A 23,738-nucleotide genomic window follows, 5' to 3' on the forward strand; every position below is an offset into this window, starting at 1 on the left:
AGCAGGAGCACGGCGTCCGCGCCGCCGCGCGCCGCCGCCTCGACGACGGCGTTGAGCGCTGCGGCGACGCCGACATTGGTCTCGGCCGACAGCAGGCGCACGCCGGCCGCCTCGAGCTTCATGCGATCCACCGGTCCGAGGCCGCCGTTGTCGAAGGCGAGGACCGGATGCGCGCTTCCGGCGTAGCGCCGGACGATGTCGTCGACTTGGTCGCGGCTCGGGTGGAACAGGGTCAGGCCGATGGCCAGCATCTCGCACATCCAAGACTGGCCGCGCAGGACGGGCTGCGCAGGACAGGCCGCGGCCGGCCTACGGCCCGAGCCGATACCGGAATCGCGCGCCCGAGGCGAGGCCCGGGCGATCGAGGCTCGGTGCTCAGCGCGATCAGCGCTGTCCGAAGGTCGGGTCCTTGAACAGGTCCTTGTAGGCCCGCGGCTGCGAGCGCCAGTACTGCTTGGGCGCCCGCACGGTCGCGCCGAGCTCGGCCGCCGCGTGCCAGGGCCAGCGCGGATCGTAGAGCATGGCGCGGGCGAGCGAGATCGCGTCCGCCCGGCCCTCGGCCAGGATCGCCTCGGCCTCGGCCGGCTCGGTGATCAGCCCGACGGCCATGGTCGCGAGCCCGGTCTCGGCCCTGATCCGCTCGGCGTAGGGCACCTGGTAGCCCGGCCCGAGCTTGATCGCCTGCTTCGGCGAGACGCCGCCGGTGGAGACGTGGATCGCCGGCGAGCCGGCCCGCTTCAGGCGCTGGGCGAGTTCGACGGTCTCCTCCAGGTCCCAGCCGTCCTCGACCCAGTCGGTGGCCGAGACCCGCATCCACACCGGATGGCCCGCGGGCACCACCGCGCGCACGGCCTCGAACACCTCGAGCGGGAACCGCATCCGGTTTTCCAGGCTGCCGCCGTAGGCGTCGGTCCGCTGGTTGGCGAGCGGCGAGAGGAACTGGTGGAGCAGGTAGCCGTGGGCGCCGTGCAGCTCGAACGCCTCGATTCCGAGCCGAACCGCGCGCTTGGCGGTGGCGACGAAGTCGTCGCGGATGCGCTTGAGGTCCGCCGCGTCGAGGGCGTGGGGCGCCACCTCGCCGTCGCCGTGCGCCAGCGCCGACGGCGCCTCGGTGCGCCATCCGTAGGGATGCTCCGGCGCGATCTGCTGGCCGCCGTCCCACGGCGCCTGGCTCGACGCCTTGCGGCCGGCATGGGCGATCTGGATGCAGACCGGGATCGGCGCGTAGTCGCGGATCGCCGACAGAACCCGGCCCAAGGCCCGCTCGCAGCCGTCGGAATAGAGCCCGAGGTCCCACGCCGTGATGCGCGCCTCGGGCGACACCGCCGTCGCCTCCAGCGTCAGCAGCCCGGCGCCCGACATCGCGAGCTGCCCGAGATGCATCATGTGCCAGTCGGTCGCCTCGCCGTCGCGCGCCGAGTACTGGCACATCGGCGCGATCAGGATGCGGTTCTCCAGCGTCAGGTCGTCGAGCTTGAGCGGTTCGAACAGGCGGGCGGTCATCGGCAACTCCGGGTTGCGGGGGCCCGCGCTGTGTGCCGCACTCTCGGGGCGGACGCCAGTTCGCCGCCTCATGCCAGTCCTCCACCGGGCCCTGCCCTCGGCTTGCCTTCGCGACGCGGCTGGTCGCGCCCTACCCCTCCCCGATCCCCCGCGCCTTCAGGCTTTCGCCGATCTCGTCGAGGACGCCCGCGTCGTCGATGGTCGCCGGCATGGTCCAGGGCTCGTGGTCGGCGATGCGCTTCATCGTGGCGCGCAGGATCTTGCCCGAGCGGGTCTTCGGCAGCCGCTGCACCGTAAGCGCGAGCTTGAAGGCGGCCACGGGGCCGATCTCGTCGCGGACCTTGGCGACCAGCTCGCGCTCGATCTCGGTCGGGTCGCGCACGACCTGCGCCTTGAGCACGACGAAACCGCAGGGCGCCTCGCCCTTCAGCGCGTCGCGGATGCCGATGACCGCGCATTCGGCGACGTCGGGGTGGGACGACAGCACCGCCTCCATCCCGCCGGTGGAAAGCCGGTGGCCGGCGACGTTGATGATGTCGTCCGTCCGCCCGAGCACGGTGATGTAGCCGTCGGCGTCGATCACGCCCGCATCCGAGGTGTCGTACCAGCCGGGAAAGGTCTCGAGATAGCTCGTGCGCATCCGGGTATCGGAGCCCCACAGGGTCGGCAGGCATCCCGGCGGCAGCGGCAGGCGGATCGCGATGGTGCCCATCGTGCCGGCGGGCACCGGCTTGCCGCCCTCGTCGAGCACCTGCACGTCGTAGCCCGGCATCGGCACGCAGGTGCTGCCGTGCTTGACCGGGAGCAGCCCCAGGCCGACCGGGTTGCCGGCGATCGGCCAGCCGGTCTCGGTCTGCCACCAATGGTCGACCACCGGCCGGTCGAGCACGCGCTCGGCCCAGGCGACCGAATCCGGGTCCGCGCGCTCGCCGGCCAGGAACAGGGTGCGGAAGCGCGAGAGGTCGTGGCCGGCCACATGGCTGCCTTTCGAATCCTCCTTCTTGATGGCGCGAAGCGCCGTCGGCGCCGTGAACAGGCAGACCGTGCCGGTCTCGGCGACGACCCGCCAGAACGCGCCGGGATCGGGGGTGCCGACCGGCTTGCCCTCGTACAGGACCGTGGTGCAGCCGTGCAGCAGCGGCGCGTAGACGATGTAGGAATGGCCCACCACCCAGCCGATGTCGGAAGCGCAGAAGTAGGTCTCGCCGGGCTGCACGCCGTAGAGGTTGGACATCGACCAGCTGAGCGCGACGAGGTAGCCGCCGGTGTCGCGCACCACGCCCTTGGGCTTGCCGGTGGTGCCGGAGGTGTAGAGCACGTAGAGCGGGTCGGTCGCGGCCATCGGCACGCAGTCCGGCGCCCGCCCCTCGGCCGCCGCGACCGCCTCGGCCCAATCCCGGTCGCGGCCCTCGACGAGGCTCGCGAGGGCTTGCGGGCGCTGAAGGATGAGGCAGGCGGCGGGCTTGTGCCGGGCCGTGGCGAGGGCGGCGTCCAGCAGCGGCTTGTAGGCGACCACCCGGCTCGGCTCGATGCCGCAGGAGGCGGCGAGCACCACCTTCGGCGCCGCGTCCTCGATCCGGACGCTCAGCTCGTTGGCGGCGAACCCGCCGAACACCACCGAGTGCACCGCGCCGATGCGGGCGCAGGCGAGCATGCCGAACAGGGCTTCAGGCACCATCGGCATGTAGAGGATCACCCGGTCGCCCCGGCCGACGCCGAGGTCGGCGAGCACGGCGGCCAGGGCCGAGACCTCGCGCAGGAGGTCCGCATAGGTGATGGCGCGCTTGGTGCCCGTGACCGGCGAATCGTAGCGGATCGCGACCTGCTCCGCGCGGCCGCCGGCGACGTGCCGATCGACGGCGTTCCAGCAGGCGTTCAGCGCCCCGTCGGGGAACCAGCGACCGTAGGGGCCGGACTTGGGCTCGAAGGCCCGGGTCGGCTCCGTCGTCCAATCGATCGCCCGCGCCGCGTCGAGCCAGAACCCCTCGGGGTCGCGCATCGCGCGCTCATGCACCGCGGCGTAGCGCGACGGCTGGTCTGGGGAGGGGTCGGCGGTCGGCATGGCGGCTCCTCGGACGGGGCGGCCTCTTCGGGGGTCGCCTCCTGGCAGCGAAGCTAGCAGGATTGCGGGCCGCGCAGGATCGAGCGGCTGCATAAAAAAGCCGCGCCGTGGGGGACGGCGCGGCGGATCTCGGTGTCGTGCTTCGAAACAGGTCCGTCAGTGCAGCGTGTCGACGCCCGCCTGCAGCCGGTTGATCTCGTCCTTCAGGAGAAGTTTGCGCCGCTTCAACTCGGCGATGTGCAGGTCGTCCTCGGACGGCCTCAGCGTCGCCTGGTGGATTTCGCGTTCGAGGGCTTCGTGCTTCCGGGTGAGCTGGCTCAGATGCGTCTGCAGCGACATGAGTCGTGTCTCCTGTCATCGTTCCGACGCGGGGAATCTGGCACATGTCGAGCCGGCTGTCGAAGGCAATCCTCAGCCTATGCCTCACGAATGCTTGCCGCTCGGGCGTGCCTGACGCATGCTCGATTCCGGCACAGGATGGTTTTCGAAGGCGGCGATGGCGGTTGAGTTGGTCCCGGATGCGCAATCCGAACTGGACGTCGAGCTGGCGCGGCTGAAACAGGAGCATCGCGACCTCGACGACGCGATCGATGCCCTCGAGCGCAACGTCGCCGGCGACCAGCTGCAGATCCAGCGCCTGAAGAAGCGCAAGCTGACGCTGCGCGACAGGATCGCCTTCGTCGAGGACCAGATCACCCCCGACATCATCGCCTGATGCCGGTGGATGCCGGTGCGCCTCGCCTTGCCGCGCCGGGTCGGCGCCTGTAAGCGGCGAGCTTGCCAGCGGCGAGGACGGGCCGACCGGCCCGCATCGCGAAGGAAATGGGTTTGACGCGGATGGTGCCGTCGCCTGCGGTCGCGATCATCATGGGCAGCCAGTCCGACTGGGCGACTATGCGGAACGCCGCCGACACCCTCGACGCGCTCGGCGTCGCCTACGACGCGCGCATCGTCTCGGCTCATCGCACGCCGGACCGGCTGGTGGCCTTCGCCAAGGGCGCCAAGGCTGCCGGCTTCAAGGTCGTGATCGCGGGCGCGGGCGGCGCGGCGCACCTGCCGGGCATGGCCGCCGCGATGACGAGCCTCCCGGTCTTCGGCGTGCCGGTGGAATCGAAGGCGCTGTCGGGACAGGACAGCCTGCTTTCGATCGTGCAGATGCCGGCCGGCATCCCCGTCGGCACCCTGGCGATCGGCCGGGCCGGCGCGGTGAACGCCGCGCTGCTCGCCGCCGCCGTGCTCGCCCTGTCCGACGACGCGTTGGCCCAGCGCCTGGACGCCTGGCGCGCGGCCCAGACCGCATCCGTCGCCGAACGGCCGGAGACCGAGACCCCGTGACCCCAAAGACCATCGCGCCCGGCGGCACCCTCGGCATCGTCGGCGGCGGCCAGCTCGGCCGCATGATCGCGCTGGCCGCGGCCAACATGGGCCTCAAGGCCCACGTCTACTGCCCCGATGCCGACAGCCCGGCCTTCGACGTGGCGGCTAAGACCACCTGCGCCGCCTACGACGACGCGGAGGCGCTGACGCGCTTCGCGCAAAGCGTCGACGTGGTGACCTACGAGTTCGAGAACATCCCGCGCGAGACCGCCGACCTGCTCGCGGCCCACGCCGCCCTGCATCCCAGCGCCTCGGCGCTGGCGACGACGCAGGACAGGCTGTCGGAGAAGGACTTCATCAACCGCCTCGGCATCCCGACGGCGCCGTTCCGCGCCGTCGACACGCCCGACGACTTCGCCCGCGCCCTCGACGCGATCGGCCGCCCGGCCGTGCTGAAGACCCGCCGGTTCGGCTACGACGGCAAGGGCCAGCGCATCATCCGGACGGAGGCCGAATCGGACCGCAACGCGATCTTCGCCGAGTTCGGCGGCGCGGCTTTGATCCTCGAAGGCTTCGTCGCGTTCGAGCGGGAAGTCTCGGTGGTCGCGGCGCGGGCCGCCGACGGGAGCTTCGCCGCCTTCGACCTGTGCGAGAACGAGCACCGCAATCACATCCTCGCCGTCACCCGCGTGCCGGCGCCGGGCATCGCACCCGAGACGGCGCAGGCCGCCCTCGGCATCGCCCGGACGATCGCCGACGCCCTCGACTACGTCGGGGTGCTCGCCGTCGAGATGTTCCTGGTGCGCGAGGCCGACGGCGCCGAGCGCCTCGTCGTGAACGAGATCGCGCCGCGGGTGCACAATTCCGGGCACTGGACGATCGAGGGCGCGACCACCTCGCAGTTCGCCCAGCACGTGCGCGCGGTCTGCGGCTGGCCGCTGGGCGATCCGTCCCGCCCGGGCGGATTGAAGGCCGAGATGCGCAACCTCATCGGCGACGAGGTGGAAGGCTGGCGATCGGTGCTGGCCGAGCCCGGCGCACACCTCCACCTCTACGGCAAGGGCGAGGCCCGGCCCGGCCGCAAGATGGGCCACGTCACCCGCCTCGAACCCTGAACTCCGATGCATCCGCACCACAGCGGATGACTCGCGTGCCCCCCGCCTCGACGTTCGCGACGACTTTTCGCGTCGAGCCATACGTTCGCCACATCGGCCCGCATCAACGGGATCGTCGCCCGCGCTTAATCGGGCGTTCACCGCGATGCGCGAACGTGCCGGGGCCAACGCAACCGGATCGGACCGGCCGCGCGCCGGCCGCGCCGCTCGGGGTGCGTGGATCAGAGATTCGGGCGTGCTGAAGGCTTGAGCACCGTGCCGAGGGGAATGGGGCGATGACGTCAGACAGCGTGCGGTTACAACGGGCCCTGCTCGGCCTCGCGGCGCTCGCGAGCGTGGGGCTCGCCGGCTGCGAGACCGTGGGAAGCGCTGCCGGCTCGCGGCAATTCGCCGTGCTGGAGGCGGACACCACGGGCGCGACCAACGTCAACATCGCCTCGCTGACCGAGGTGGTGCAGCGTAACCCCAACGACGCCGCCGCCTACAACACCCGTGGGGCGGCCTACGCCCGCGCCGGCCAGTTCAACGACGCGATCGGCGACTTCACCAAGGCGGTGCAGATCGACCCGAATTCGGGCTCGGCCTACAACAACCGCGCGCTGGCCTATCGCCAGACCGGCCGCAACGACGCCGCGCTGCAGGATTTCACCAAGGCGATCGCCTCCGACCCGAATTACGGCCCGGCCTATATCGGCCGCGCTAACGTGCTGCGCGCCCAGAGCGACCTCGAAGGCGCGATGCGCGACCTCAACGTCGCGATCCGCCTGATGCCGGAATCGGCCGAGGCGTATCACGCCCGCGGCCTGGTTCGGCAGAAGCAGGGCCAGGACATCGCCGCCATCGGCGACTTCGACGCCGCGATCGACCGCAACCCCTTCGTCAGCGCGCCCTACGCCGCCCGCGGCCAGAGCCTGATCGCGACGAACAAGTACGACAAGGCGATCGAGGACTACAACGCGGCGCTCAACGTCGACAACAAGGACGCGACCTCCTGGGCCTATCGCGGACTCGCCTACGAGAAGTCGAACCGGAAGAAGGAGGCGATGGAGAACTACCAGCGCGCCTCGACCATCGACCCGAACAACCCGATCGCGCGCCAGGGCCTCGGCCGCGTGCAGGGCGGCGTCGGCTCGCTGTTCAACTGAGCTTCCGCCGCACGTTCCTGCGATCGACGCCGCGCGAGAGCGCGGCGTTTTTCGTTTCAAGGCCGCGACGGCGCGCATCGTATGCTTTATGCACGTGCGCGCAAACCACCTGTGTTAGTGGCTGCGAAAACAAACCGGATGCGCTGGGGCGCGAAATCTGTCACACTTTCGCAAATGCCGTACTTTTACTGCCATCTTCATGGACCGGGCGGTTTCGAGCGCGACGAGATCGGACTGGAGTTCAGCGGCCTCGATGCGGTCTACCTCGACGTCTGCCGCGCCATCCTCGACATCTCGGCGGACCTCGCACGCTCCGGCTACGACCCGATGCCCTACGCGTTCGAGATCGTGGACGCGGGCGGCGCGCTGCTGATGGACGTGCCGTTCCGGGAGATGCTGAACAAGGCTCCGCGCAACGGCCGGTACCGCCCTCCCGTCTCTCAGGCGGGGCAGCGCGCCGAGATGCTGCGGGCGACGCTCCTGAAGGCCGCGGTCTCCGAATCGATCGACCGCCTCGGGGAGACGATCAGGATGTCGCGCCAGATCGTGGCGCGCTCGCGCGCCAGCGCCGCAGACGACCCGTGGGGCGCCCCGCCGCGACAGGCCGCCCTCGCGTCCTAAGGCATGTTCTTCACGCGAGCCGGCATCCACCTCGCTCGAAAATGCTCTCGCTCCGGTCAGGCCGACCGCAGGGCGAGGATGGCGTCGGCCAGCGCGTCGACCTGCGCCGCGTCATGCGCCGCCGAGAACGCCACCCGCAGCCGCGCGGTGCCGTCGGGCACGGTCGGCGGCCGGATCGCCACGACGAGGAAACCGCGCGCTTCGAGCGCCGCGGAGAGCGCCAGCGCATCCTGTGCCGCGCCGACCATCACCGGCACCACCGCGCTCTCGGCCTCCGGCAGCCCGAGGCGTGCGGTGAAGCGGCGGGCGAGCGCCAGGGGTTTCGCGCCGCGCTCGGGCTCCACCTCGAGGATCGCCAGGGCTTCGAGGGCGGCCGCCGCGGAGGCCGGCGGTAGGCCGGTGGTGTAGACGAAGCTGCGGGCGCGGCTCGTCAGCAGGTCGACCACGGCCTGCGAGGCGCAGAGATAGCCGCCGTAGGAGCCGAGCGACTTCGACAGGGTGCCCATCTCCAAGGGCGCTCGCGGACCGCCCTCGACCACGCCGAGCCCGTGCGCGTCGTCCACCAGGGTCCAGGCGTCATGAGCCTCGGCCACCCCCAGGATGTCGCCGAGCGGCGCACGGTCGCCGTCCATGCTGAACACCCGCTCGGTGAGGATCATCGCCCGGCGATGGCGCGCGCGATGCTCGGCGAGCAGCCGGCCGAGGTCGGCGACGTCGTTGTGGCGGAACGTCAGGGTCGTCGCACCCGAGATCCGCGCGCCGCCCCACATGCAGGCGTGGGCGAGCGCGTCGACGAGGATGAGGTCGCCCGCGCCGACCAGCGCCGGGGTGATGCCGAGGTTGGCGAGGTAGCCGCTGCCGAACGCCAGGGCGGCCTCGGTGCCCTTGTGCGCGGCGAGCCGGGCCTCGAGGGCGGTCAGCAGCGGATGGTTGCCGGTCACCAGGCGCGATCCGCCGGCGCCGGCGCCGTAGGCGGCGACGGCCTGCTGCGCCGCCGCGACCACCCGCGGGTCGTGGCTCAGGCCGAGGTAGTCGTTGCACGAGAACGAGACCAGGCGGCGCGCGCCGCGTTCCGCCATCGCGTCGACGGCGCGGGTGGTCGGCACGAGGCGGCGGCGCAGGGCGGCGGCGTCCAGGCCGGAGAGCTTGTCGCGGGCGAAGGATTCGAGGCTCGACATGCGGCCTCAAAGCGCCGCGGGGCCGCCGTGAGTCAAGTCGCGCGCGGAGGTTGACCGGCGCGCCGCGGGCCAGCATCGATCGGCGCATGGCGACGGACGATCCGAGCGCCGCCCACCTGTGGCGGCCCTACACCCAGATGAAGCAAGCGGCGCCGCCGCTGGAGGCGGTGCGCACGCATGGGTCGCGCATCGTGCTCGCGGACGGGCGCGAGCTCGTCGACGGCATCGCCTCATGGTGGACGGCGGTGCACGGCTACAACCATCCCCACATCGCCGCCGCGGTGGCCGGACAGCTCGGCACCATGCCGCACGTGATGTTCGGCGGCCTGACGCACGCTCCGGCCGAGCGGCTGGCGAGCCGGCTCGCCGCCCTCCTGCCCGGCGACCTGAACCACGTGTTCTTCACCGATTCCGGCTCGGTGGCGGTCGAGGTGGCGTTGAAGATGGCGGTGCAGCTCTGGCTGAACCGCGGCGAGGCCGGGCGCACCCGCATCCTCGCGTTCCGCGGCGGCTACCACGGCGACACCATGGGGGCGATGTCGGTCTGCGACCCCGAGGAGGGCATGCATCGCCGCTTCGGCGCCTTCCTGCCGAGCCAGGTCTTCTGTGACCTGCCGCGGACCGAAGCGGAGACGGCCGCCCTCGACGGCGTCCTGGCGCGCCACCGCACCGAGCTCGCCGCGGTGATCGTCGAGCCGCTGGTGCAGGGTGCCGGCGGCATGCGGATGCACCCGCCCGAGGTGCTGGCGACGATCGCGCGCCTCGCGCGCCGGCACGGCCTGCCGCTGATCCTCGACGAGATCTTCACCGGTTTCGGCCGCACCGGCACGCTGTTCGCCTGCGAGCAGGCCGGCATCGTGCCCGACATCCTGTGCCTGTCGAAGGCGCTGACCGGTGGGACGATGGCGCTCGCCGCCACGGTCGCGACGCACGCGGTGTTCTCCGGGTTCTGGTCGGACGACGCGAGCGCCGCGCTGATGCACGGTCCGACCTTCATGGCGAACCCGCTGGCCTGCGCGGCCGCCAACGCCAGCCTCGACCTGTTCGCCAGCGAGCCGCGGCTGGAGCAGGCCCAAGCGATCGGCGCCCGCCTCGCCGACGGCCTCGAAGCGTTGCGCGGGCGGCCGGGCATCGCCGAGGTGCGCACGCTCGGCGCGATCGGCGCCGTCCAGTTCACCCGGCAGCCGGACCTCGGCGCCCTCAAGACGCGCTTCGTGGAGCGCGGCGTCTGGGTCCGCCCGTTCGGCGACATCGTCTACCTGACGCCGGCCCTGACCATCGAACGCGGCGACCTCGACCAGCTGATCGAGGCCGTGGTCGCGGTCGCCGGATCGGTCGGGACGACGGCCGGCTGACGACCTGTCGGCAACCCCCGATTCGCACTGCAACCGGAACGCCCCTCTGCCGTTGGACATCGAGAACGACGGTGCGGCGGGGGGCGCGTCCCGGCCGCGCCTCCGGACCGAAACGCTGGAGATGCACATCGTGACGAGCGAGCAGACGAGTCCCCAGGAAGACCGGCCCGTGATCCTGCTCGTCGAGGACGAGGCGCTGACCATCATGGACCTCGGCGACGTGCTCGAGGGGGGCGGCTACGAGACGGTGCAATGCGCCTCGGCCGAGCGGGCGATGAGCATCCTGCAAGCACGGCCGGACATCTGCGGCCTCGTCACCGACGTGGAGCTGTCCGGCAAGGCCAACGGCTTCGACCTCGCCAGCTCGGTCGCCGAGGCGCGGCCCAAGCTGCCGATCCTCATCGTCTCGGGCCGCGCCGCGCCGGACCCGGCGCGGATGCCGGAGGGCGCGCACTTCATCGCCCGCCCGTGCAGCGGCGAGGACATCCTCGATCAGGTCCGCCGCCTGATGCCCTGCTGAGCGGGGGATCGCCGCCGCCACCGTCATCCCAGCTTCACACGCCCGAGGCACAGCCGACCGAGAACGATGTCGGCCCCCGCACGGGGCCGGACTTTCGGCGTGTTCGGTCGTGTTGTGCGGGGTATGGGATGTCAGCGGCGGATGAGATACCGGCAGCCGCGCCGGTCATCGACAACCCGGGACTGCCCGTGAACGGCAAGGCGAAGAACCGGAAGGACAAGCGGCACGCCGCCGACGCGCCGCGAGCCAAGCGGAAGGGCCGCCTCAGCGAGGTGGCGCCCATCGTCGAGGCTTCCGCCGTCGATGCGCCGAGCGCGAAACCTGCGGAGACCAAGCGCGTGGGAGCCAAGCCGCCGGGCGCCAAGAGCGTCGGGTGGGCGCTTGTCCAGGCCGCGCGGCTGCATCGGGCTCGCATCGGCGACCGGCTCGCGACCCTCGATCTCTTCGCTGGCCAGGAGCAGGTGGTGCAGGTGCTGGCGGCGTCGGGCACCATGACGATGGGCGACCTCGCGGCCACGTTGCGCGTGCGTCCGCCGACCGCATCGAAGACGATCTCGCGGCTGGCCGCCCTCGGCTTCGTGGAGCGCCGGGCGGAAGCCGGAGACGGACGTATCGTTCGCGTGCGCCTCACCGAGGCAGGGCTGGCCAAGGCCGAGGCGATCGAGGGCATCTGGGACGCCGTCGAGGCGGAATTGCTCTCCGGCTTCGACGGCAAGGAGCGCCGCCGCCTGCGCAAGCTGTTGCGCAAGGCCGCCAAGGGCCTCGCCGAGGCCGGCGGCCTCACTGGGCACGAGACCGAGGCGGATGCCGAAATCGAGGCCGACGAGGACGAGACCGAGCCCCTGGTCGTCGCGCCCGCGCACTGACGCCGAGAATTTCAAGACCGTTGGACGACGGGAGCGCGGCCGGTACGCTGCCGGAATGCGCACGCCCCTCGCCATCGCCCTCGTAACCGCGGCACTGCTCGCTGGACCCGGCATCGCCGAGACGACTCCGGTCGCCGATACCATGCCGAAGCGGGTCGGCGCGTGCGCCACGACGGTCATCACCGCGATCGGGACGCGCTTCGGCGACACGCTCGTGCGGCCGAAGAGCAAGGACGCCGACGACGGCACCGGCGTGGTGCTCAAGAACGGCGTCTACGGCGTGTCCTATCAATTCGTCCCCGAGGTCGCCAACGCCCGCGTCGGCGACCCGGTCAGAACCTGCCTGGTCTCGGTTCCGAAGGGATGCCCCAAGGGCGACGACCGAGGAAAGGTCTACACGACGACCAACCTGCGCACGCAGGAATCCTGGACGCTCGCCGATTCACAGCACCTCTGCGGCGGCGCCTGACCGAACCAGCCGCGAAGGCTTGTCCGGTCGGGCGCTGTCGACCTAACGGCCGAGCGACTGGATGCTCTCGGCGATCGCCTTGAGCTGCGAGGCGTACTTCTTCTCGCCGGCGGGCGAGCCCCAATACGACAGCATGCCGACCTTGGTCTCGGACAGGATGATGATCGACAGGCTCACCTTGGTCGGGCCGTCCTTGTCGACGCCGTCCCAGCCGAGGTCGACCACGTCGAAGCCGTTGACCTTGGCCTCGGTCTTCTTCTGCGACTTCGGATCGATCTTCACGCCGCTCTCGGCGAAGAACTTCACTCCCTCGACGATGGCGTTCTCGAGGTTCTTCAGGTTCTGGACCTCGAAGGCGACGTAGATCGAAGCATCCGGCGACGTCGCCTGGGCGCCCTTGTCGATCTCCTCAGGTGACCACGCATTCGGCAGGTCGATGGTCACGATCGGCTTGGCATCGGGTAGCTCGAACGGCTTGGCGAGCGCACCCGATGTTGTGCCGACCAACAGACCGGCGACGACCGCCGTCATCAAAACGATGTTCTTCAAGACAACCTCCACCGTCGCCGAAGACGGCGCGCGGAAAACAGCCCTGACCGACGTCGCGCGAAGAGTCGAGACCGGTTCCGAGGTCATGCACGGATCGTGCGCTCGCGCCGTCACGGAATCGGCGCAGCCGGTGGCACGAGTCCCGCATAGGGGGTTGCGATCCCTGCATACGCCGTCGACGACGGCGCGCGGATGACGGATCACCCGGAATGATACGACGGACGGTTGACCCGGTTCTATTTTCCTAGGCATCCAGAGTGGGTCGATCCTGCCGATGCCCATCGCTTGAGGGAGTTGCGTTTGTCGATTTCACGGATCCGGACGTTGGCGGCGGCCACCAGCCTCGCCATCGCGCTCGGGATGGCGCCGGCTCAGGCCGCGAACGTCTTCCGCTTCGCCTTCCAAGGCGACATCAAGTCCTTGGACCCGTATTCGCTGAAGGAAAGCTTCACGATCGGCATGCACGCCGCGGTCTACGACGCGCTGATCACCCGCGACAAAGACCTGAACCTCGCCCCCGGCCTGGCCGAATCCTGGGAGACGCCGGAGCCGACGCGCTGGCGCTTCCACCTGCGCAAGAACGTGAAATTCCACGACGGCTCGCCCTTCACCGCCGACGACGTGCTGTTCTCCGCCGACCGGGTGCGCGCTTCGGGATCGAGCTTCACCACCAACATCCCCTCGGACGCCAAGTTCGTGAAGGTCGACGACCACACCGTCGACATGGTGCTGTCGAAGCCGAACCCGATCGCGCTGTACCAGTTCTCGACCTGGTACATCATGTCGAAGGCTTGGGCGGAGAAGAACGGCGCCGTCGCGCCCTCCCCCGTCAGCGCGTCGGCCCCGAGCTATGCGACCCTGCACGAGAACGGCACCGGCCCGTTCGTGATCACCGAGCATCAGCCCGGCGTCCGCACGGTGTTCAAGAAGTTCCCCGGCTACTGGGGCAAGGTCGAGTCGAACCTCGACGAGGCGGTGTTCACGACCATCTCGAACGACGCGACCCGCGTCGCGGCACTGATCGGCGGCGAGGTCGACTGGATCGACCCGGTGCCGCTGCAGGACCAGCAGCGCGTCAACGCCAGCGGCACCGCCACGGTGATGACCGGGCCAGAGCTGCGCACGATCTTCCTCGGGATGGATCAGGTCCGAGACGAGCTCAAGGATTCGAGCGTCAAGGGCAAGAACCCGTTCAAGGACGTGCGCGTGCGTGAGGCGATGTACCTCGCCATCGACGAGGACACGATCGCCAAGCGCGTCATGCGCGGGCAGGCGACGCCGAGCGCGCTGATGATCGCGCCCTCGCTCTACGCTCGCTCGGCCGAGTTCAAGCGCCCGGCGACCGACGCCAAGAAGGCCAAGGCGCTGCTCGCCGAGGCGGGCTACCCGGACGGCTTCACCGTGCCGATGGATTGCCCGAACGACCGCTACGTCAACGACGAGGCGATCTGCCAGGCGGTGGTCTCGATGCTCGCCCGCGTCGGCGTCAAGGTGAACCTCAACGCCCAGCCGAAGGCCAAGTACTTCGCCAAGGTTTTGGCGCCGAACTACGACACCTCGTTCTACCTGCTGGGCTGGACGCCCTCCTCGCAGGACAGCCACAACATCCTCTACGAGATGGTCGGCTGCCGTACCGATCCGAAGTCGAGCCGCGGCGGCTGGAACCTCGGCGGCTACTGCAACACCAAGCTCGACGCCATCGCCGACCAGGTCGAGGGCGAGACCGACACGGCCAAGCGCGACCAGGAGATCAAGGACGGCTTCGAGATCCTGCAGAAGGATTGGGCCGTGATCCCGCTGCACCAGCAGGCCTTGGCCTGGGGCGTCTCGAAGAAGGTGACGCTGACCCAGCGGCCCGACAACCTGCTGCTGCTCTACTGGGTATCGAAGCAGCCGTGAGGCGGGGCGTGGAGGGTTGAACCCATGCTAGCCTTCATCCTCCGCCGCCTTCTGCAATCGGTCGTGGTGCTCGCCGTCGTCGGGCTGATCGCCTTCTCGATGTTCCGGTTCGCGGGCGACCCCGTGAACCAGATCGTCGGCGTCGACACGCCGGTCTCCGAGCGCACCGAGATTCGCAAGAGCCTCGGCCTCGACGATTCCACGGCGGTGCAGGCGGCCCGCTACGCCGCCAACGTGCTGCGGGGCGATTTCGGGATCTCGTACCAGTTCCGCCAGCCGGTCTCGCACCTGCTGGCGGAACGGATGCCCGCGACCCTCGAGCTGGCTTTGTGCGCGACGGTCTTCGCGCTCGTCGTCGGCATCCTCATGGGCGTCTACTGCGCGCTCCACCGCGAGACGGTGCTGGCCAAGCTGTTCCTCGCGGTCTCGCTCGCGGGCGTCAGCCTGCCGACCTTCCTGATCGGCATCCTGCTGATCTTCCTGTTCTCGGTGACGCTCGGCTGGCTCCCTTCCTTCGGTCGCGGCGACACGGTGCGGCTCGGCTGGTGGACCACCGGCTTCCTGACGGTCTCGGGGCTTCGCGCCCTGATCCTGCCCGCGATCACCCTGGGGCTGTTCCAGATGACCCTGATCATGCGCCTCGTCCGCGCCGAGATGCTGGAGGTGCTGCGCGCCGACTACATCCGCTTCGCCCGCGCCCGCGGCCTCACCACCCGCGCGATCCATTTCGGGCACGCGCTGAAGAACACGCTGGTCCCGGTCATCACCATCGCCGGGCTGCAGCTCGGTTCGGTGATCGCCTTCTCGATCATCACCGAGACGGTGTTCCAGTGGCCGGGCATGGGGCTGCTGTTCGTGCAGGCGGTGCAGAACGTCGACATCCCGATCATGGCCGCCTACCTGCTGCTCGTTGCGGCGATCTTCGTGGCGATCAACCTCGCCGTCGACGTGCTCTACACCATCGTCGACCCGCGCCTGCGACTTGCGGGGCGCACCGCATGAGCCTCGCTTCCGCGACGCCGCCCTCGCGCTGGGCCAAGCTCCTCGATTCCGACGTGTTCGCGAGCTTCCGCCGCTCGAAGCTCGCGATGGTGGCGCTCGCCGTCACGGTGCTGTTCTTCGCGCTCGCCATCGCCGCCCCGTGGATCTCGCCGCAGAACCCCTACGATCCGGCGCAACTCGACCTGATCAACTCCAACCTTCCGCCGATCTGGAGTCCCGACGGCCAATCCCCGTTCCTCGTGGGCACCGACGACCAGGGGCGCGACGTGCTCTCGGCGGTGTTCTACGGCTTGCGCCTCTCGCTCGTCGTCGGCCTGCTCGGCGTCCTCGTCTCGGGCACCCTCGGCGTCGCGCTCGGGCTGATCGCGGGCTATTTCGGCGGCTTCGTCGACACGCTCATCATGCGCGTCGCCGACGTGCAGCTCACCTTCCCGGCAATCCTGATCGCCCTCGTCGTCGACGGCGTCGCCAAGGCCGCGGCCGGCGGCGGGCTCGACACCAACGCGACGATCGGGCTGATCGTGGTCTCGATCGGACTGTCGTTCTGGGTCCAGTACGCCCGCACCGTGCGCTCCTCGGTGTTGGTCGAGAAGAACAAGGACTACGTCCAGGCCGGGCGCCTGATCGGCCTGTCCTCGCCGGTGATCATGGTCCGCCACGTCCTGCCGAACGTGCTCGGGCCGGTCTTCGTCATCGCCACGATCAACCTCGCGCTGGCGATCATCACCGAGGCGACCCTGTCGTTCCTCGGCACCGGCCTCCCCGAGACCATGCCGTCGCTCGGCACCCTGATCCGCACCGGCAACCGCTTCCTGTTCTCCGGCGAGTGGTGGATCGTCGCCTTCCCCGGCCTGGCGCTCGCCGGGCTGGTGCTGGCGATCAACCTGCTCGGCGACTGGCTCCGCGACGCGCTGAACCCGAAGCTGCAATGACAGAGCCAGTCCTCTCCGTCCGCGACCTGCGCGTCGAGTTCGCGACGCGCCGCGGCGTCCTCAAGGCGATCGACGGCGTGTCCTTCGACATCGCGCGGGGCGAAATCTTGGGCGTCGTCGGCGAGTCCGGCGCCGGGAAATCCGTCACCGGCGCTGCGGTGATCGGGTTGATCGACCCGCCCGGCCGGATCGCCGGCGGCGAGATCCGGCTCGGGGGCGAGCGCATCGACAACCTGCCGCCGGAAAAGATGCGGCGCATCCGCGGCCGGCGCATCGGCATGATCTTCCAGGACCCGCTGACGAGCCTCAACCCGCTCTACCGCATCGGCCGCCAGATCATCGAGACCGTGCAGACCCATACCGACCTCTCGGCCAAGGCCGCGCGGACGCGGGCGATCGACCTCCTCGCCGAGGTCGGCATCCCGGCGCCCGAGCGGCGGATCGACGGCTACCCGCACGAGTTCTCCGGCGGCATGCGCCAGCGCGTGGTGATCGCGCTCGCGCTCGCGGCCGAGCCCGAACTGATCATCGCCGACGAGCCCACGACGGCGCTCGACGTCTCGGTGCAGGCGCAGATCATCACCCTGCTCAAGCGCCTCGGCCGCGACCACGGCACCGCGGTGATGCTGGTGACCCACGACATGGGCGTGATCGCGGAGGCTGCCGACCGCGTCGCGGTGATGTATTCGGGTCGCGTCGCCGAGATCGGCCCGGTCCGCGCCGTCGTCGGCGACCCGCTCCACCCCTATGCCGAGGGCCTGATGGGCGCGATCCCGACGCTGACCCAGGACACCGGGCGCCTCGCCCAGATCCCGGGCGCGATGCCGCGCCTGACGGCGATTCCCCCCGGCTGCGCCTTCAACCCGCGCTGCCCGAAGGTCTTCGCCCGCTGCCGCGTGGAGCGGCCCGACCCGATCCCGGTCGGCGAGCACCGCGTCGCCTGCCATCTCTACGATCGCGCCGAGGTGGCGGCATGAGCGGGCCCACCCCTTACGTCGAGGTCGAGGGCCTGCGGCGGCTGTTCGACGTCTCGAAGCCCTGGCTCAACCGGATGATCGAACGGAAGCCGAAGCAGTGGCTGAAGGCGGTCGACGGCGTCGGCTTCACGATCCAGCGCGGCGAGACCTTCGCCCTCGTCGGCGAATCCGGCTCCGGCAAGTCGACCGTGGCGCGGATGGTGGTCGGGCTGCTGCCGCCGAGCGCGGGCGACGTGCGCATCACCGGCGTCTCGATGACCGATCCGGCGCAAGGCGCGGCCCGCCGCCAGCTGCGACGGCGCATCCAGATGGTGTTCCAGGACCCCTACGCCTCGATGAACCCGCGCTGGCGGGTGGGCAAGATCGTCGCCGAGCCGATCCGCGCCTTCGACCTGATCCAGGGCGAGGCGGCCATCGCCGCCCGCGTCGGCGAATTGCTCACCCTCGTCGGCCTGCATCCCGACGACCGGGTGAAGTACCCGCACGAATTCTCCGGCGGCCAGCGCCAGCGCGTCGCCATCGCCCGCGCGCTCGCCTCGGAGGCCGAGTTCCTCGTCGGCGACGAGCCGACCTCGGCCCTCGACGTCTCGGTGCAGGCGCAGATCCTGAACCTGATGCGCGACCTGCAGGACCGGCTCGGGCTGACCTACCTGTTCATCAGCCACAACCTCGCCGTGGTGCGCCACATGGCGACGCGCATCGGCGTGATGTATCTCGGCCGCGTGGTCGAGATCGGCGGCGGGCGCGAGCTGTTCACGCACCCCAAGCACCCCTACACGCGGATGCTGCTCGACGCGGTGCCCGATATCGGCCTCACCGGGCGGCAGCGCACACCGGTCTCCGGCGAGATCCCCAACCCGATCGACCCGCCGCCGGGTTGCAGCTTCAACCCGCGCTGCCCCTTCGCCAACGACCGTTGCCGCGCCGAGGTGCCGGCGCTGATGGACGGCGTCGCCTGCCACGCCTACCAGGAAGGCCGGCTGACCTGATCGCGCGCATGCCCTGCTGCCCCTTGCAGCCCCGCCTGCTGGAGACCGCGTGACCGCGTCAGCCCTCCCCTCCGACATCCTGGAGATGAGCGCCGTGGCGCTCTCGGCCGCGATCCATGCCAGGACGGTGTCCTGCGTCGAGGTCATGCGCGCCACCCTCGCGCAGATCGCGCGGTACAACCCGGCGGCGAATGCGATCGTCGCGCTTCAGGACCCGGGCCAGCTCCTCGCGGAAGCCGCCGAGCGCGACGCACGCCTCGCCCGCGGCGAGAGCGCCGGCCCGCTCCACGGCTTTCCGCTGGCGGTGAAGGACTTCGATCCGGTCCGCGGCCTGCCGTTCTCGCAGGGCTCGCCGATCTTGCGCGACCGGATCGCGCCGGCCGACTCGATCATGGCCGGACGGCTTCGCTGCGGCGGCGCGGTCTTCACCGGCAAGACCAACATCCCGGAATTCGGCCTCGGCTCGCACACCTACAACCCGGTCCACGGCGCCACCGCGAACGCCTACGACCAACGCAAGTCCGCCGGCGGTTCGAGCGGGGGCGCCGCGGTGTCGGTGGCGCTGCGGATGCAGCCGGTGGCCGACGGCAGCGACCACGCCGGCAGCCTGCGCAACCCGCCGGCCTTCAACAACCTGTTCGGCCTGCGCACCTGCTACGGCCGCATCCCGATCGCGACGCCGGACGTGTTCGCGCCGGGCTTCGGCGTCTCCGGCGCGATCGGCCGCTCGCCGGCCGACATCGGCCTGATGCTGTCGGTGCAGGCCGGCGCCGACCCGCGCGTGCCGTACTCGATTCCCCAGGACCCAGGCATCTTCGCCGAGGACCTGAAGCGCGACGTCTCCGGCACCCGGATCGCGTGGCTTGGCGACTTCGGCGGCCAACTGCCGTTCGAACCCGGCGTGCTCGACCTCGGCGTCGCCGCGCTGTCCGCCTTCGAGGCGGTCGGCTGCCGCGTCGAACACGCCGTCCCGGCCTTCGACATGGAGCGGCTGTGGCGCGCCTACGTGCTGCTGCGCGCCTGCGCCAACGCGGCGACCCTGCATCCGCTCTACAAGGACCCGGCGCACCGGGCCCTGCTCAAGCCGGAGGCCGTCTGGGAGGTGGAGCAGGGCATGGCGCTCACCGCCGACGCGGTGCGGATGGCGCAGGAGACCCGCACCGCCTGGTACGAGACCGTGCGCCTCTTCATGGAGCGCTTCGACTTTCTGGTGATGCCGAGCGCGCAGGTCTTCCCCTTCGCGATCGAGGCCGACTGGCCGAAGCAGGTCGGCGGGCGCGCGATGGACACCTACCACCGCTGGATGCAGGTGGTGATCCCGGCGACCATGAGCGGCCTGCCGGCCCTCAACGTCCCGGCCGGCTTCGGCCCCGGCGGCCTGCCGACCGGCATCCAGGTCGTCGGCCGCAACCACGGCGAATTGGACTGCCTGCGTCTCGGCGCGGCCTACGACGCGGCCACCAACTGGTTCTCGCGACGGCCGCCGCCCTTGCTCGCGGCCTGATCGCAACGGCCCGGGACCGGGACGCTGCGGACGCTTTTCACGCAAGCTGGGCCGGTTCGTTGCGGCGCGGACACAATCCGTTTTTTTGCGGTCGCGAGAGGATGAAACGCGGGCGAAGCAGGGGCCGGCATGTCTATAAGATCGGTCATGAGCAATGCGGTTCGCCCTTCCTCGACGCCGCATGCGGCCTCCCTCGCCTCGAAGCCGCTTGCGGCCTCCCTCGGCATTTCTACCGGCCTGTTGGCCGTGCTGCTCGGTGGGACGGCGCTCGCCGCCGACCTTGGGGCGATCATGCCGCGAGCGGTGCCGAGCTTCTCGCAGGTCGACCCGGACACCTGGGTCGTCACGCTGACGGGCAACCTGCAGTTCACGCCGCGCTATCCCGGCTCCGAGGACTACACGGTCATCGGCTACCCGGCGATCGACGTGCGCCGGGCCGGCGAGCCCCGCCGCTTCGCCGCGCCGGACGACGGATTCAGCTTCTCGCTCTACGACAACGCCGTGTTCCGCATCGGCCCGACCGCGCGCTTCGTCCCCGGCCGCTACTACGGCGACGACCGCCGCCACCTCTTCGGCTTCCGCGACGCGCGCTTCGCCGTCGAGCCCGGCCTGTTCATCGAGTTCTTTCCGATTCCGTCGATCCGCACCCGGGTCGAAGTGCGGCAGGGCGTGTACGGGCACCACGGCACCGTCGGCTCGGTCGGGGCGGACTACATCCTGCCGGTCGACCAGTTCCAGTTCTCGATCGGGCCGCGCCTGAACATCGGCGACGCGTCGTACGCGCGCAAATACTTCGGCGTCACCGCCGACGAAGCCATCGCGAACGGCCGGGTCACCGCCTACGATCCGGGCAGCTTCTTCTCGGCGGGCGTGCTCGGCGCCGTCACCTACACCCAGGACGCGACGTGGGCCTATACCGGCTACGCCGGCTACACCCGCATCCTCGGCTCCTCCGGCGACAGCCCCCTGGTGCGGCGCCCGTTCGGCGACCCGAACCAGTTCCTGTTCGGCCTGAAGGTCGACTACTCCTTCACCACGCGATCCTGGTTCTGACGCCGGAGGCGACCGACTGAAGGTTCCGCGCCTGCATCGACCGGCATGATTGACCAGTGTGCCGGTCTCGGGCGACAGGGACCGATGCAACCGTTCTTTCGCGTCACGGCTTGGCTCGTGGTGGCCGCGCTCGTCTTCGTCACCCTGTCGCCGATCGGTCTGCGGCCCTCCGTGGCACCCGCCAACGTCGAGCGGGCGCTGGCCTACGGCGCGCTCGGGATGCTGTTCGTCCTCGCCTACCCGCGCCGCTGGCCGGTGGTGCTCGCCGGCGTCGTCGCCCTCGCCGCGATCCTCGAACTCGGGCAGGGCCTGACCCTGACCCGCCACGGCCGCCTTTCCGACTTCCTGGTGAAGGGCGGCGCGGCGATGCTCGGCACCGTCCTCGCTCTCGCCGCGACCTCGATCGCCGCCCGCCGCACGCGCTCGTGAGCCCGAACGGTCAAGCCGCTTGCACGCGGGCGACGCGGCGGGTACAGCACGCCACCCGGTCGAACCGTCCGCCGCCCGCCTAAAGCGGGGCGCGGCCCTCCACCGGGTCCGGAGGGGTGGCCGAGTGGTTGAAGGCGCACGCCTGGAAAGTGTGTATACCGGAAACGGTATCGCGGGTTCGAATCCCGCTCCCTCCGCCAGCTACCTTTAAAGCACTGTCGATAAACGGTTTTTAGCTTTCGCTCCCAACCCACGCGTTGACACTGTGTCACCGTGGCTCCTGGGAGCGAACCGACGGTGTCACATGCCGAGTACCTGCAATGCCGCCGTGGGCGCTGGTACGTCCGCCTACGCGTTCCAGCGCACCTCGTAGCTGCGGTCGGTCAGCAGCACCTCGTTAGAGCCCTCGACACTTCCAGCGAGGCGGTAGCGCGCGAGCGACGCTGGATCGCTCTCTCACTGCTTTGGGATTGGATCGGTGCGCAGACCGTCTCAGACGGTTGGCGGCCTGCCTGGGCAGCGAACCTCACCGTAGCGGAACGGTCACCCAACGATGGGGGCCATGATCAACTCGTACCGTCTCTCCACGGTGATGCCGATCATCCGCTCCCGAGAGTGCCGAAGCCACGATCTGCATCAGGGCAGAAAGACGATCACCCCACGATCCTGACCATGATGGCGAGATGGCTGAAGGAGATCGAAGGGGTCCAAACGAAGCAGTCACTGATGCAGCACGTGCTGGCGATAAAGGAGTTCGCACAGTCTCAGCCTGCGAATTGCACCGTTGACCGCATCAGCCGCCGGATCGCTGGCGATTACGTCAGCCGCGTACTCATGCAGGCGGGCGGGAGTCAGAAGACGGTCAACCGGAAGATCAGTTCAATGTCCTCGATGTGGCGGTGGCTGCGGAAACGTGGCTTCGTTGAGGAGAACCCCTGGCAAGGCCAAGGCAGTTTCGGCAGCGCTGGCAAGCAGGAACGTCCGAAGCGGGCCTATGAGGCGCAGGAATTGGTCCGGCTCCTCAATGTCGATCCAAGAACGGTTGTCGGCGCGAGATACGGCCTCGTCCTGTTCGACCTGATCCGATTGGGCCTTCTGACTGGCTGTAGAATCGGTGAACTCTGTCAGCTTCGGGTCGAGGACGTGATCGAGTCACAGCAGGCATTCCGCATCCCACAGGGAAAAACCGAGAATGCTCGGCGCGTTATGCCTGTACACCGGCTTGGCTGGCCCGTGATCCAACACCGAATGGCAAGCTCCTCTGATGGCTGGGTATTCTCAGGTCTCACGCCTGCGGGACCTGATGGCAAGAGAAGCTGGATCGTCGTGAAGCGGTACGCCACGTTTAGGCAGGCGATCCTCGGCCAAGGGGGAGGCGTGGACTTCCACAGCTTCAGGCGTTCCTTCGCCACCTACCTTGAGCGCGCATCAACGCATTCCATGGCGGTCAACAGCAGCGTCATCGCTGAGCTTATTGGGCACGTGAAGCCGGCGCTGGCCTTGGCCGTCTACTCGTCAGGGCTGGTCCCTCAGCAGCTACGTGCGGCCATTGACGCGTTGGATCACGTGATCGAGCCCGAAGTGATCAGGCATCTCGGAGGCAAGCTCCGTGGTGCGTGACCCCTTCGATCTCCTTCAGCCATCTCGCCATCATGGTCAGGATCGTGGGGTGATCGTCTTTCTGCCCTGATGCAGATCGTGGCTTCGGCACTCTCGGGAGCGGATGATCGGCATCACCGTGGAGAGACGGTACGAGTTGATCATGGCCCCCATCGTTGGGTGACCGTTCCGCTACGGTGAGGTTCGCTGCCCAGGCAGGCCGCCAACCGTCTGAGACGGTCTGCGCACCGATCCAATCCCAAAGCAGTGAGAGAGCGATCCAGCGTCGCTCGCGCGCTACCGCCTCGCTGGAAGTGTCGAGGGCTCTAACGAGGTGCTGCTGACCGACCGCAGCTACGAGGTGCGCTGGAACGCGTAGGCGGACGTACCAGCGCCCACGGCGGCATTGCAGGTACTCGGCATGTGACACCGTCGGTTCGCTCCCAGGAGCCACGGTGACACAGTGTCAACGCGTGGGTTGGGAGCGAAAGCTAAAAACCGTTTATCGACAGTGCTTTAAAGGTAGCTGGCGGAGGGAGCGGGATGAGCCGACACTCATCATTTTCCCTACGCCGTCAGCGCTCTCGATCCCAGGGCTGACGGGTAACACCGTGGGTCTGCCCGTCAAGCGGCGCTGGCCCTGCCACGCGGGCG

Annotated in this window: 23 protein-coding genes, 1 tRNA gene and 1 pseudogene; 19 read left to right on the forward strand and 6 right to left on the reverse strand. The window is 69.7% G+C overall.

Going from position 1 to position 23,738, the window contains the following annotated elements:
- The 4 genes and pseudogenes from FV222_RS02925 to FV222_RS02940 all read right to left on the reverse strand — a co-directional run.
- Nucleotides 1-251: pseudogene (locus FV222_RS02925) on the reverse strand (rhamnosyltransferase); the annotation flags it as partial.
- A gap of 133 nt (nt 252-384) precedes the next feature.
- Nucleotides 385-1,503, reverse strand: coding sequence for an NADH:flavin oxidoreductase/NADH oxidase (locus FV222_RS02930; protein ID WP_147812939.1), 1,119 nt, complete (start codon nt 1,501-1,503; stop codon nt 385-387).
- A gap of 130 nt (nt 1,504-1,633) precedes the next feature.
- Nucleotides 1,634-3,565, reverse strand: coding sequence for a propionyl-CoA synthetase (locus tag FV222_RS02935; RefSeq protein ID WP_147812940.1), 1,932 nt, complete (start codon nt 3,563-3,565; stop codon nt 1,634-1,636).
- 156 nt (nt 3,566-3,721) lie between these two features.
- Entirely contained in the window at nt 3,722-3,904 is a 183-nt protein-coding gene (locus tag FV222_RS02940; protein WP_147751100.1) for a DUF465 domain-containing protein, read from the reverse strand.
- A gap of 157 nt (nt 3,905-4,061) precedes the next feature.
- Between FV222_RS02940 and FV222_RS02945 the strand changes: the two genes are divergently transcribed.
- From FV222_RS02945 to FV222_RS02965, 5 genes are all read left to right on the forward strand, one after another.
- Nucleotides 4,062-4,280, forward strand: coding sequence for a DUF465 domain-containing protein (locus FV222_RS02945; protein ID WP_147751101.1), 219 nt, complete (start codon nt 4,062-4,064; stop codon nt 4,278-4,280).
- A 122-nt stretch (nt 4,281-4,402) separates the two neighbouring features.
- Nucleotides 4,403-4,900: a 5-(carboxyamino)imidazole ribonucleotide mutase gene (gene purE, locus FV222_RS02950; protein ID WP_147751102.1), complete on the forward strand. Its 498-nt coding sequence runs from the start codon at nt 4,403-4,405 to the stop codon at nt 4,898-4,900.
- Nucleotides 4,897-5,997 carry a 5-(carboxyamino)imidazole ribonucleotide synthase gene (locus FV222_RS02955; RefSeq protein WP_147812941.1) on the forward strand — a complete coding sequence of 367 codons (1,101 nt, stop codon included), beginning with the start codon at nt 4,897-4,899 and terminating at the stop codon, nt 5,995-5,997. The genes purE and FV222_RS02955 overlap by 4 nt, the downstream gene beginning before the upstream one ends.
- A 275-nt stretch (nt 5,998-6,272) precedes the next feature.
- On the forward strand, nt 6,273-7,142 hold the full coding sequence (locus FV222_RS02960; RefSeq protein ID WP_147812942.1) for a tetratricopeptide repeat protein: 870 nt from the start codon (nt 6,273-6,275) through the stop codon (nt 7,140-7,142).
- Nucleotides 7,143-7,316: 174 nt separating this feature from the next.
- Nucleotides 7,317-7,763 (forward strand): hypothetical protein, encoded by a 447-nt coding sequence (locus tag FV222_RS02965; protein WP_147764100.1) that lies wholly within the window; start codon nt 7,317-7,319, stop codon nt 7,761-7,763.
- Nucleotides 7,764-7,819: 56 nt separating this feature from the next.
- Here FV222_RS02965 and FV222_RS02970 read toward each other — a convergent pair whose 3' ends face one another.
- Nucleotides 7,820-8,941, reverse strand: a complete 1,122-nt coding sequence (locus FV222_RS02970) for an aminotransferase class I/II-fold pyridoxal phosphate-dependent enzyme (protein ID WP_147812943.1) — start codon at nt 8,939-8,941, stop codon at nt 7,820-7,822.
- 86 nt (nt 8,942-9,027) lie between these two features.
- Between FV222_RS02970 and FV222_RS02975 the strand changes: the two genes are divergently transcribed.
- The 4 genes from FV222_RS02975 to FV222_RS02990 all read left to right on the forward strand — a co-directional run bounded on the left by FV222_RS02975 (nt 9,028) and on the right by FV222_RS02990 (nt 12,151).
- On the forward strand, nt 9,028-10,296 hold the full coding sequence (locus FV222_RS02975; protein WP_147812944.1) for an adenosylmethionine--8-amino-7-oxononanoate transaminase: 1,269 nt from the start codon (nt 9,028-9,030) through the stop codon (nt 10,294-10,296).
- Nucleotides 10,297-10,417: 121 nt separating this feature from the next.
- Nucleotides 10,418-10,816 (forward strand): response regulator, encoded by a 399-nt coding sequence (locus tag FV222_RS02980; protein ID WP_147812945.1) that lies wholly within the window; start codon nt 10,418-10,420, stop codon nt 10,814-10,816.
- A 338-nt stretch (nt 10,817-11,154) separates the two neighbouring features.
- Complete coding sequence (locus tag FV222_RS02985) at nt 11,155-11,682, forward strand: MarR family winged helix-turn-helix transcriptional regulator (protein ID WP_246685296.1); 528 nt, start codon at nt 11,155-11,157, stop codon at nt 11,680-11,682.
- A 55-nt stretch (nt 11,683-11,737) separates the two neighbouring features.
- On the forward strand, nt 11,738-12,151 hold the full coding sequence (locus FV222_RS02990) for a hypothetical protein (RefSeq protein ID WP_147812946.1): 414 nt from the start codon (nt 11,738-11,740) through the stop codon (nt 12,149-12,151).
- Nucleotides 12,152-12,193: 42 nt separating this feature from the next.
- On the opposite strand, the gene FV222_RS02995 is transcribed toward FV222_RS02990, so the two are convergent.
- On the reverse strand, nt 12,194-12,700 hold the full coding sequence (locus FV222_RS02995; RefSeq protein ID WP_147812947.1) for a hypothetical protein: 507 nt from the start codon (nt 12,698-12,700) through the stop codon (nt 12,194-12,196).
- Nucleotides 12,701-13,060: 360 nt separating this feature from the next.
- On the opposite strand from FV222_RS02995, the gene FV222_RS03000 reads away from it, so the two are divergent.
- From FV222_RS03000 to FV222_RS03045, 10 genes are all read left to right on the forward strand, one after another.
- A complete protein-coding gene (locus tag FV222_RS03000) occupies nt 13,061-14,599 on the forward strand; it encodes an ABC transporter substrate-binding protein (RefSeq protein ID WP_147751131.1) in 1,539 nt (512 codons plus the stop codon).
- A 24-nt stretch (nt 14,600-14,623) separates the two neighbouring features.
- A complete protein-coding gene (locus tag FV222_RS03005; protein WP_147751111.1) occupies nt 14,624-15,601 on the forward strand; it encodes an ABC transporter permease in 978 nt (325 codons plus the stop codon).
- Entirely contained in the window at nt 15,598-16,533 is a 936-nt protein-coding gene (locus FV222_RS03010) for an ABC transporter permease (protein WP_147812948.1), read from the forward strand. The genes FV222_RS03005 and FV222_RS03010 overlap by 4 nt, the downstream gene beginning before the upstream one ends.
- The gene (locus FV222_RS03015; protein WP_147764106.1) at nt 16,530-17,510 is read left to right on the forward strand and encodes an ABC transporter ATP-binding protein; all 981 of its coding nucleotides are present in this window, start codon (nt 16,530-16,532) and stop codon (nt 17,508-17,510) included. The genes FV222_RS03010 and FV222_RS03015 overlap by 4 nt, the downstream gene beginning before the upstream one ends.
- Nucleotides 17,507-18,499 (forward strand): oligopeptide/dipeptide ABC transporter ATP-binding protein, encoded by a 993-nt coding sequence (locus FV222_RS03020; protein WP_147764107.1) that lies wholly within the window; start codon nt 17,507-17,509, stop codon nt 18,497-18,499. Before FV222_RS03015 ends, FV222_RS03020 begins: the two co-directional genes overlap by 4 nt.
- 49 nt (nt 18,500-18,548) lie before the next feature.
- Nucleotides 18,549-20,003, forward strand: a complete 1,455-nt coding sequence (locus FV222_RS03025) for an amidase (protein WP_281406863.1) — start codon at nt 18,549-18,551, stop codon at nt 20,001-20,003.
- 147 nt (nt 20,004-20,150) lie between these two features.
- Nucleotides 20,151-21,056, forward strand: coding sequence for a MipA/OmpV family protein (locus FV222_RS03030; RefSeq protein WP_147764108.1), 906 nt, complete (start codon nt 20,151-20,153; stop codon nt 21,054-21,056).
- 84 nt (nt 21,057-21,140) lie between these two features.
- Nucleotides 21,141-21,485: a hypothetical protein gene (locus tag FV222_RS03035; RefSeq protein WP_147764109.1), complete on the forward strand. Its 345-nt coding sequence runs from the start codon at nt 21,141-21,143 to the stop codon at nt 21,483-21,485.
- A 110-nt stretch (nt 21,486-21,595) separates the two neighbouring features.
- A tRNA-Ser gene (locus FV222_RS03040) sits at nt 21,596-21,685 on the forward strand.
- Between the two features lie 472 nt (nt 21,686-22,157).
- On the forward strand, nt 22,158-23,105 hold the full coding sequence (locus FV222_RS03045) for a tyrosine-type recombinase/integrase (protein ID WP_147812949.1): 948 nt from the start codon (nt 22,158-22,160) through the stop codon (nt 23,103-23,105).
- The last annotated feature ends 633 nt before the right edge of the window (nt 23,106-23,738 follow it).

Source organism: Methylobacterium sp. WL103 (assembly GCF_008039885.1).
Classification (GTDB): Bacteria; Pseudomonadota; Alphaproteobacteria; order Rhizobiales; family Beijerinckiaceae; genus Methylobacterium; species Methylobacterium cerastii.

Coding starts and splice junctions, on each gene's coding strand:
- FV222_RS02930 (WP_147812939.1), bottom strand. CDS start 1,503: ATGACCGCCCGCCTGTTCGAACCGCTCAAGCTCGACGACCTGACGCTG.
- FV222_RS02935 (WP_147812940.1), bottom strand. CDS start 3,565: ATGCCGACCGCCGACCCCTCCCCAGACCAGCCGTCGCGCTACGCCGCG.
- FV222_RS02940 (WP_147751100.1), bottom strand. CDS start 3,904: ATGTCGCTGCAGACGCATCTGAGCCAGCTCACCCGGAAGCACGAAGCC.
- FV222_RS02945 (WP_147751101.1), top strand. CDS start 4,062: ATGGCGGTTGAGTTGGTCCCGGATGCGCAATCCGAACTGGACGTCGAG.
- purE (WP_147751102.1), top strand. CDS start 4,403: ATGGTGCCGTCGCCTGCGGTCGCGATCATCATGGGCAGCCAGTCCGAC.
- FV222_RS02960 (WP_147812942.1), top strand. CDS start 6,273: ATGACGTCAGACAGCGTGCGGTTACAACGGGCCCTGCTCGGCCTCGCG.
- FV222_RS02965 (WP_147764100.1), top strand. CDS start 7,317: ATGCCGTACTTTTACTGCCATCTTCATGGACCGGGCGGTTTCGAGCGC.
- FV222_RS02970 (WP_147812943.1), bottom strand. CDS start 8,941: ATGTCGAGCCTCGAATCCTTCGCCCGCGACAAGCTCTCCGGCCTGGAC.
- FV222_RS02975 (WP_147812944.1), top strand. CDS start 9,028: ATGGCGACGGACGATCCGAGCGCCGCCCACCTGTGGCGGCCCTACACC.
- FV222_RS02980 (WP_147812945.1), top strand. CDS start 10,418: ATGCACATCGTGACGAGCGAGCAGACGAGTCCCCAGGAAGACCGGCCC.
- FV222_RS02990 (WP_147812946.1), top strand. CDS start 11,738: ATGCGCACGCCCCTCGCCATCGCCCTCGTAACCGCGGCACTGCTCGCT.
- FV222_RS03000 (WP_147751131.1), top strand. CDS start 13,061: ATGGCGCCGGCTCAGGCCGCGAACGTCTTCCGCTTCGCCTTCCAAGGC.
- FV222_RS03005 (WP_147751111.1), top strand. CDS start 14,624: ATGCTAGCCTTCATCCTCCGCCGCCTTCTGCAATCGGTCGTGGTGCTC.
- FV222_RS03010 (WP_147812948.1), top strand. CDS start 15,598: ATGAGCCTCGCTTCCGCGACGCCGCCCTCGCGCTGGGCCAAGCTCCTC.
- FV222_RS03015 (WP_147764106.1), top strand. CDS start 16,530: ATGACAGAGCCAGTCCTCTCCGTCCGCGACCTGCGCGTCGAGTTCGCG.
- FV222_RS03020 (WP_147764107.1), top strand. CDS start 17,507: ATGAGCGGGCCCACCCCTTACGTCGAGGTCGAGGGCCTGCGGCGGCTG.
- FV222_RS03030 (WP_147764108.1), top strand. CDS start 20,151: ATGAGCAATGCGGTTCGCCCTTCCTCGACGCCGCATGCGGCCTCCCTC.
- FV222_RS03035 (WP_147764109.1), top strand. CDS start 21,141: ATGCAACCGTTCTTTCGCGTCACGGCTTGGCTCGTGGTGGCCGCGCTC.
- FV222_RS03045 (WP_147812949.1), top strand. CDS start 22,158: ATGATGGCGAGATGGCTGAAGGAGATCGAAGGGGTCCAAACGAAGCAG.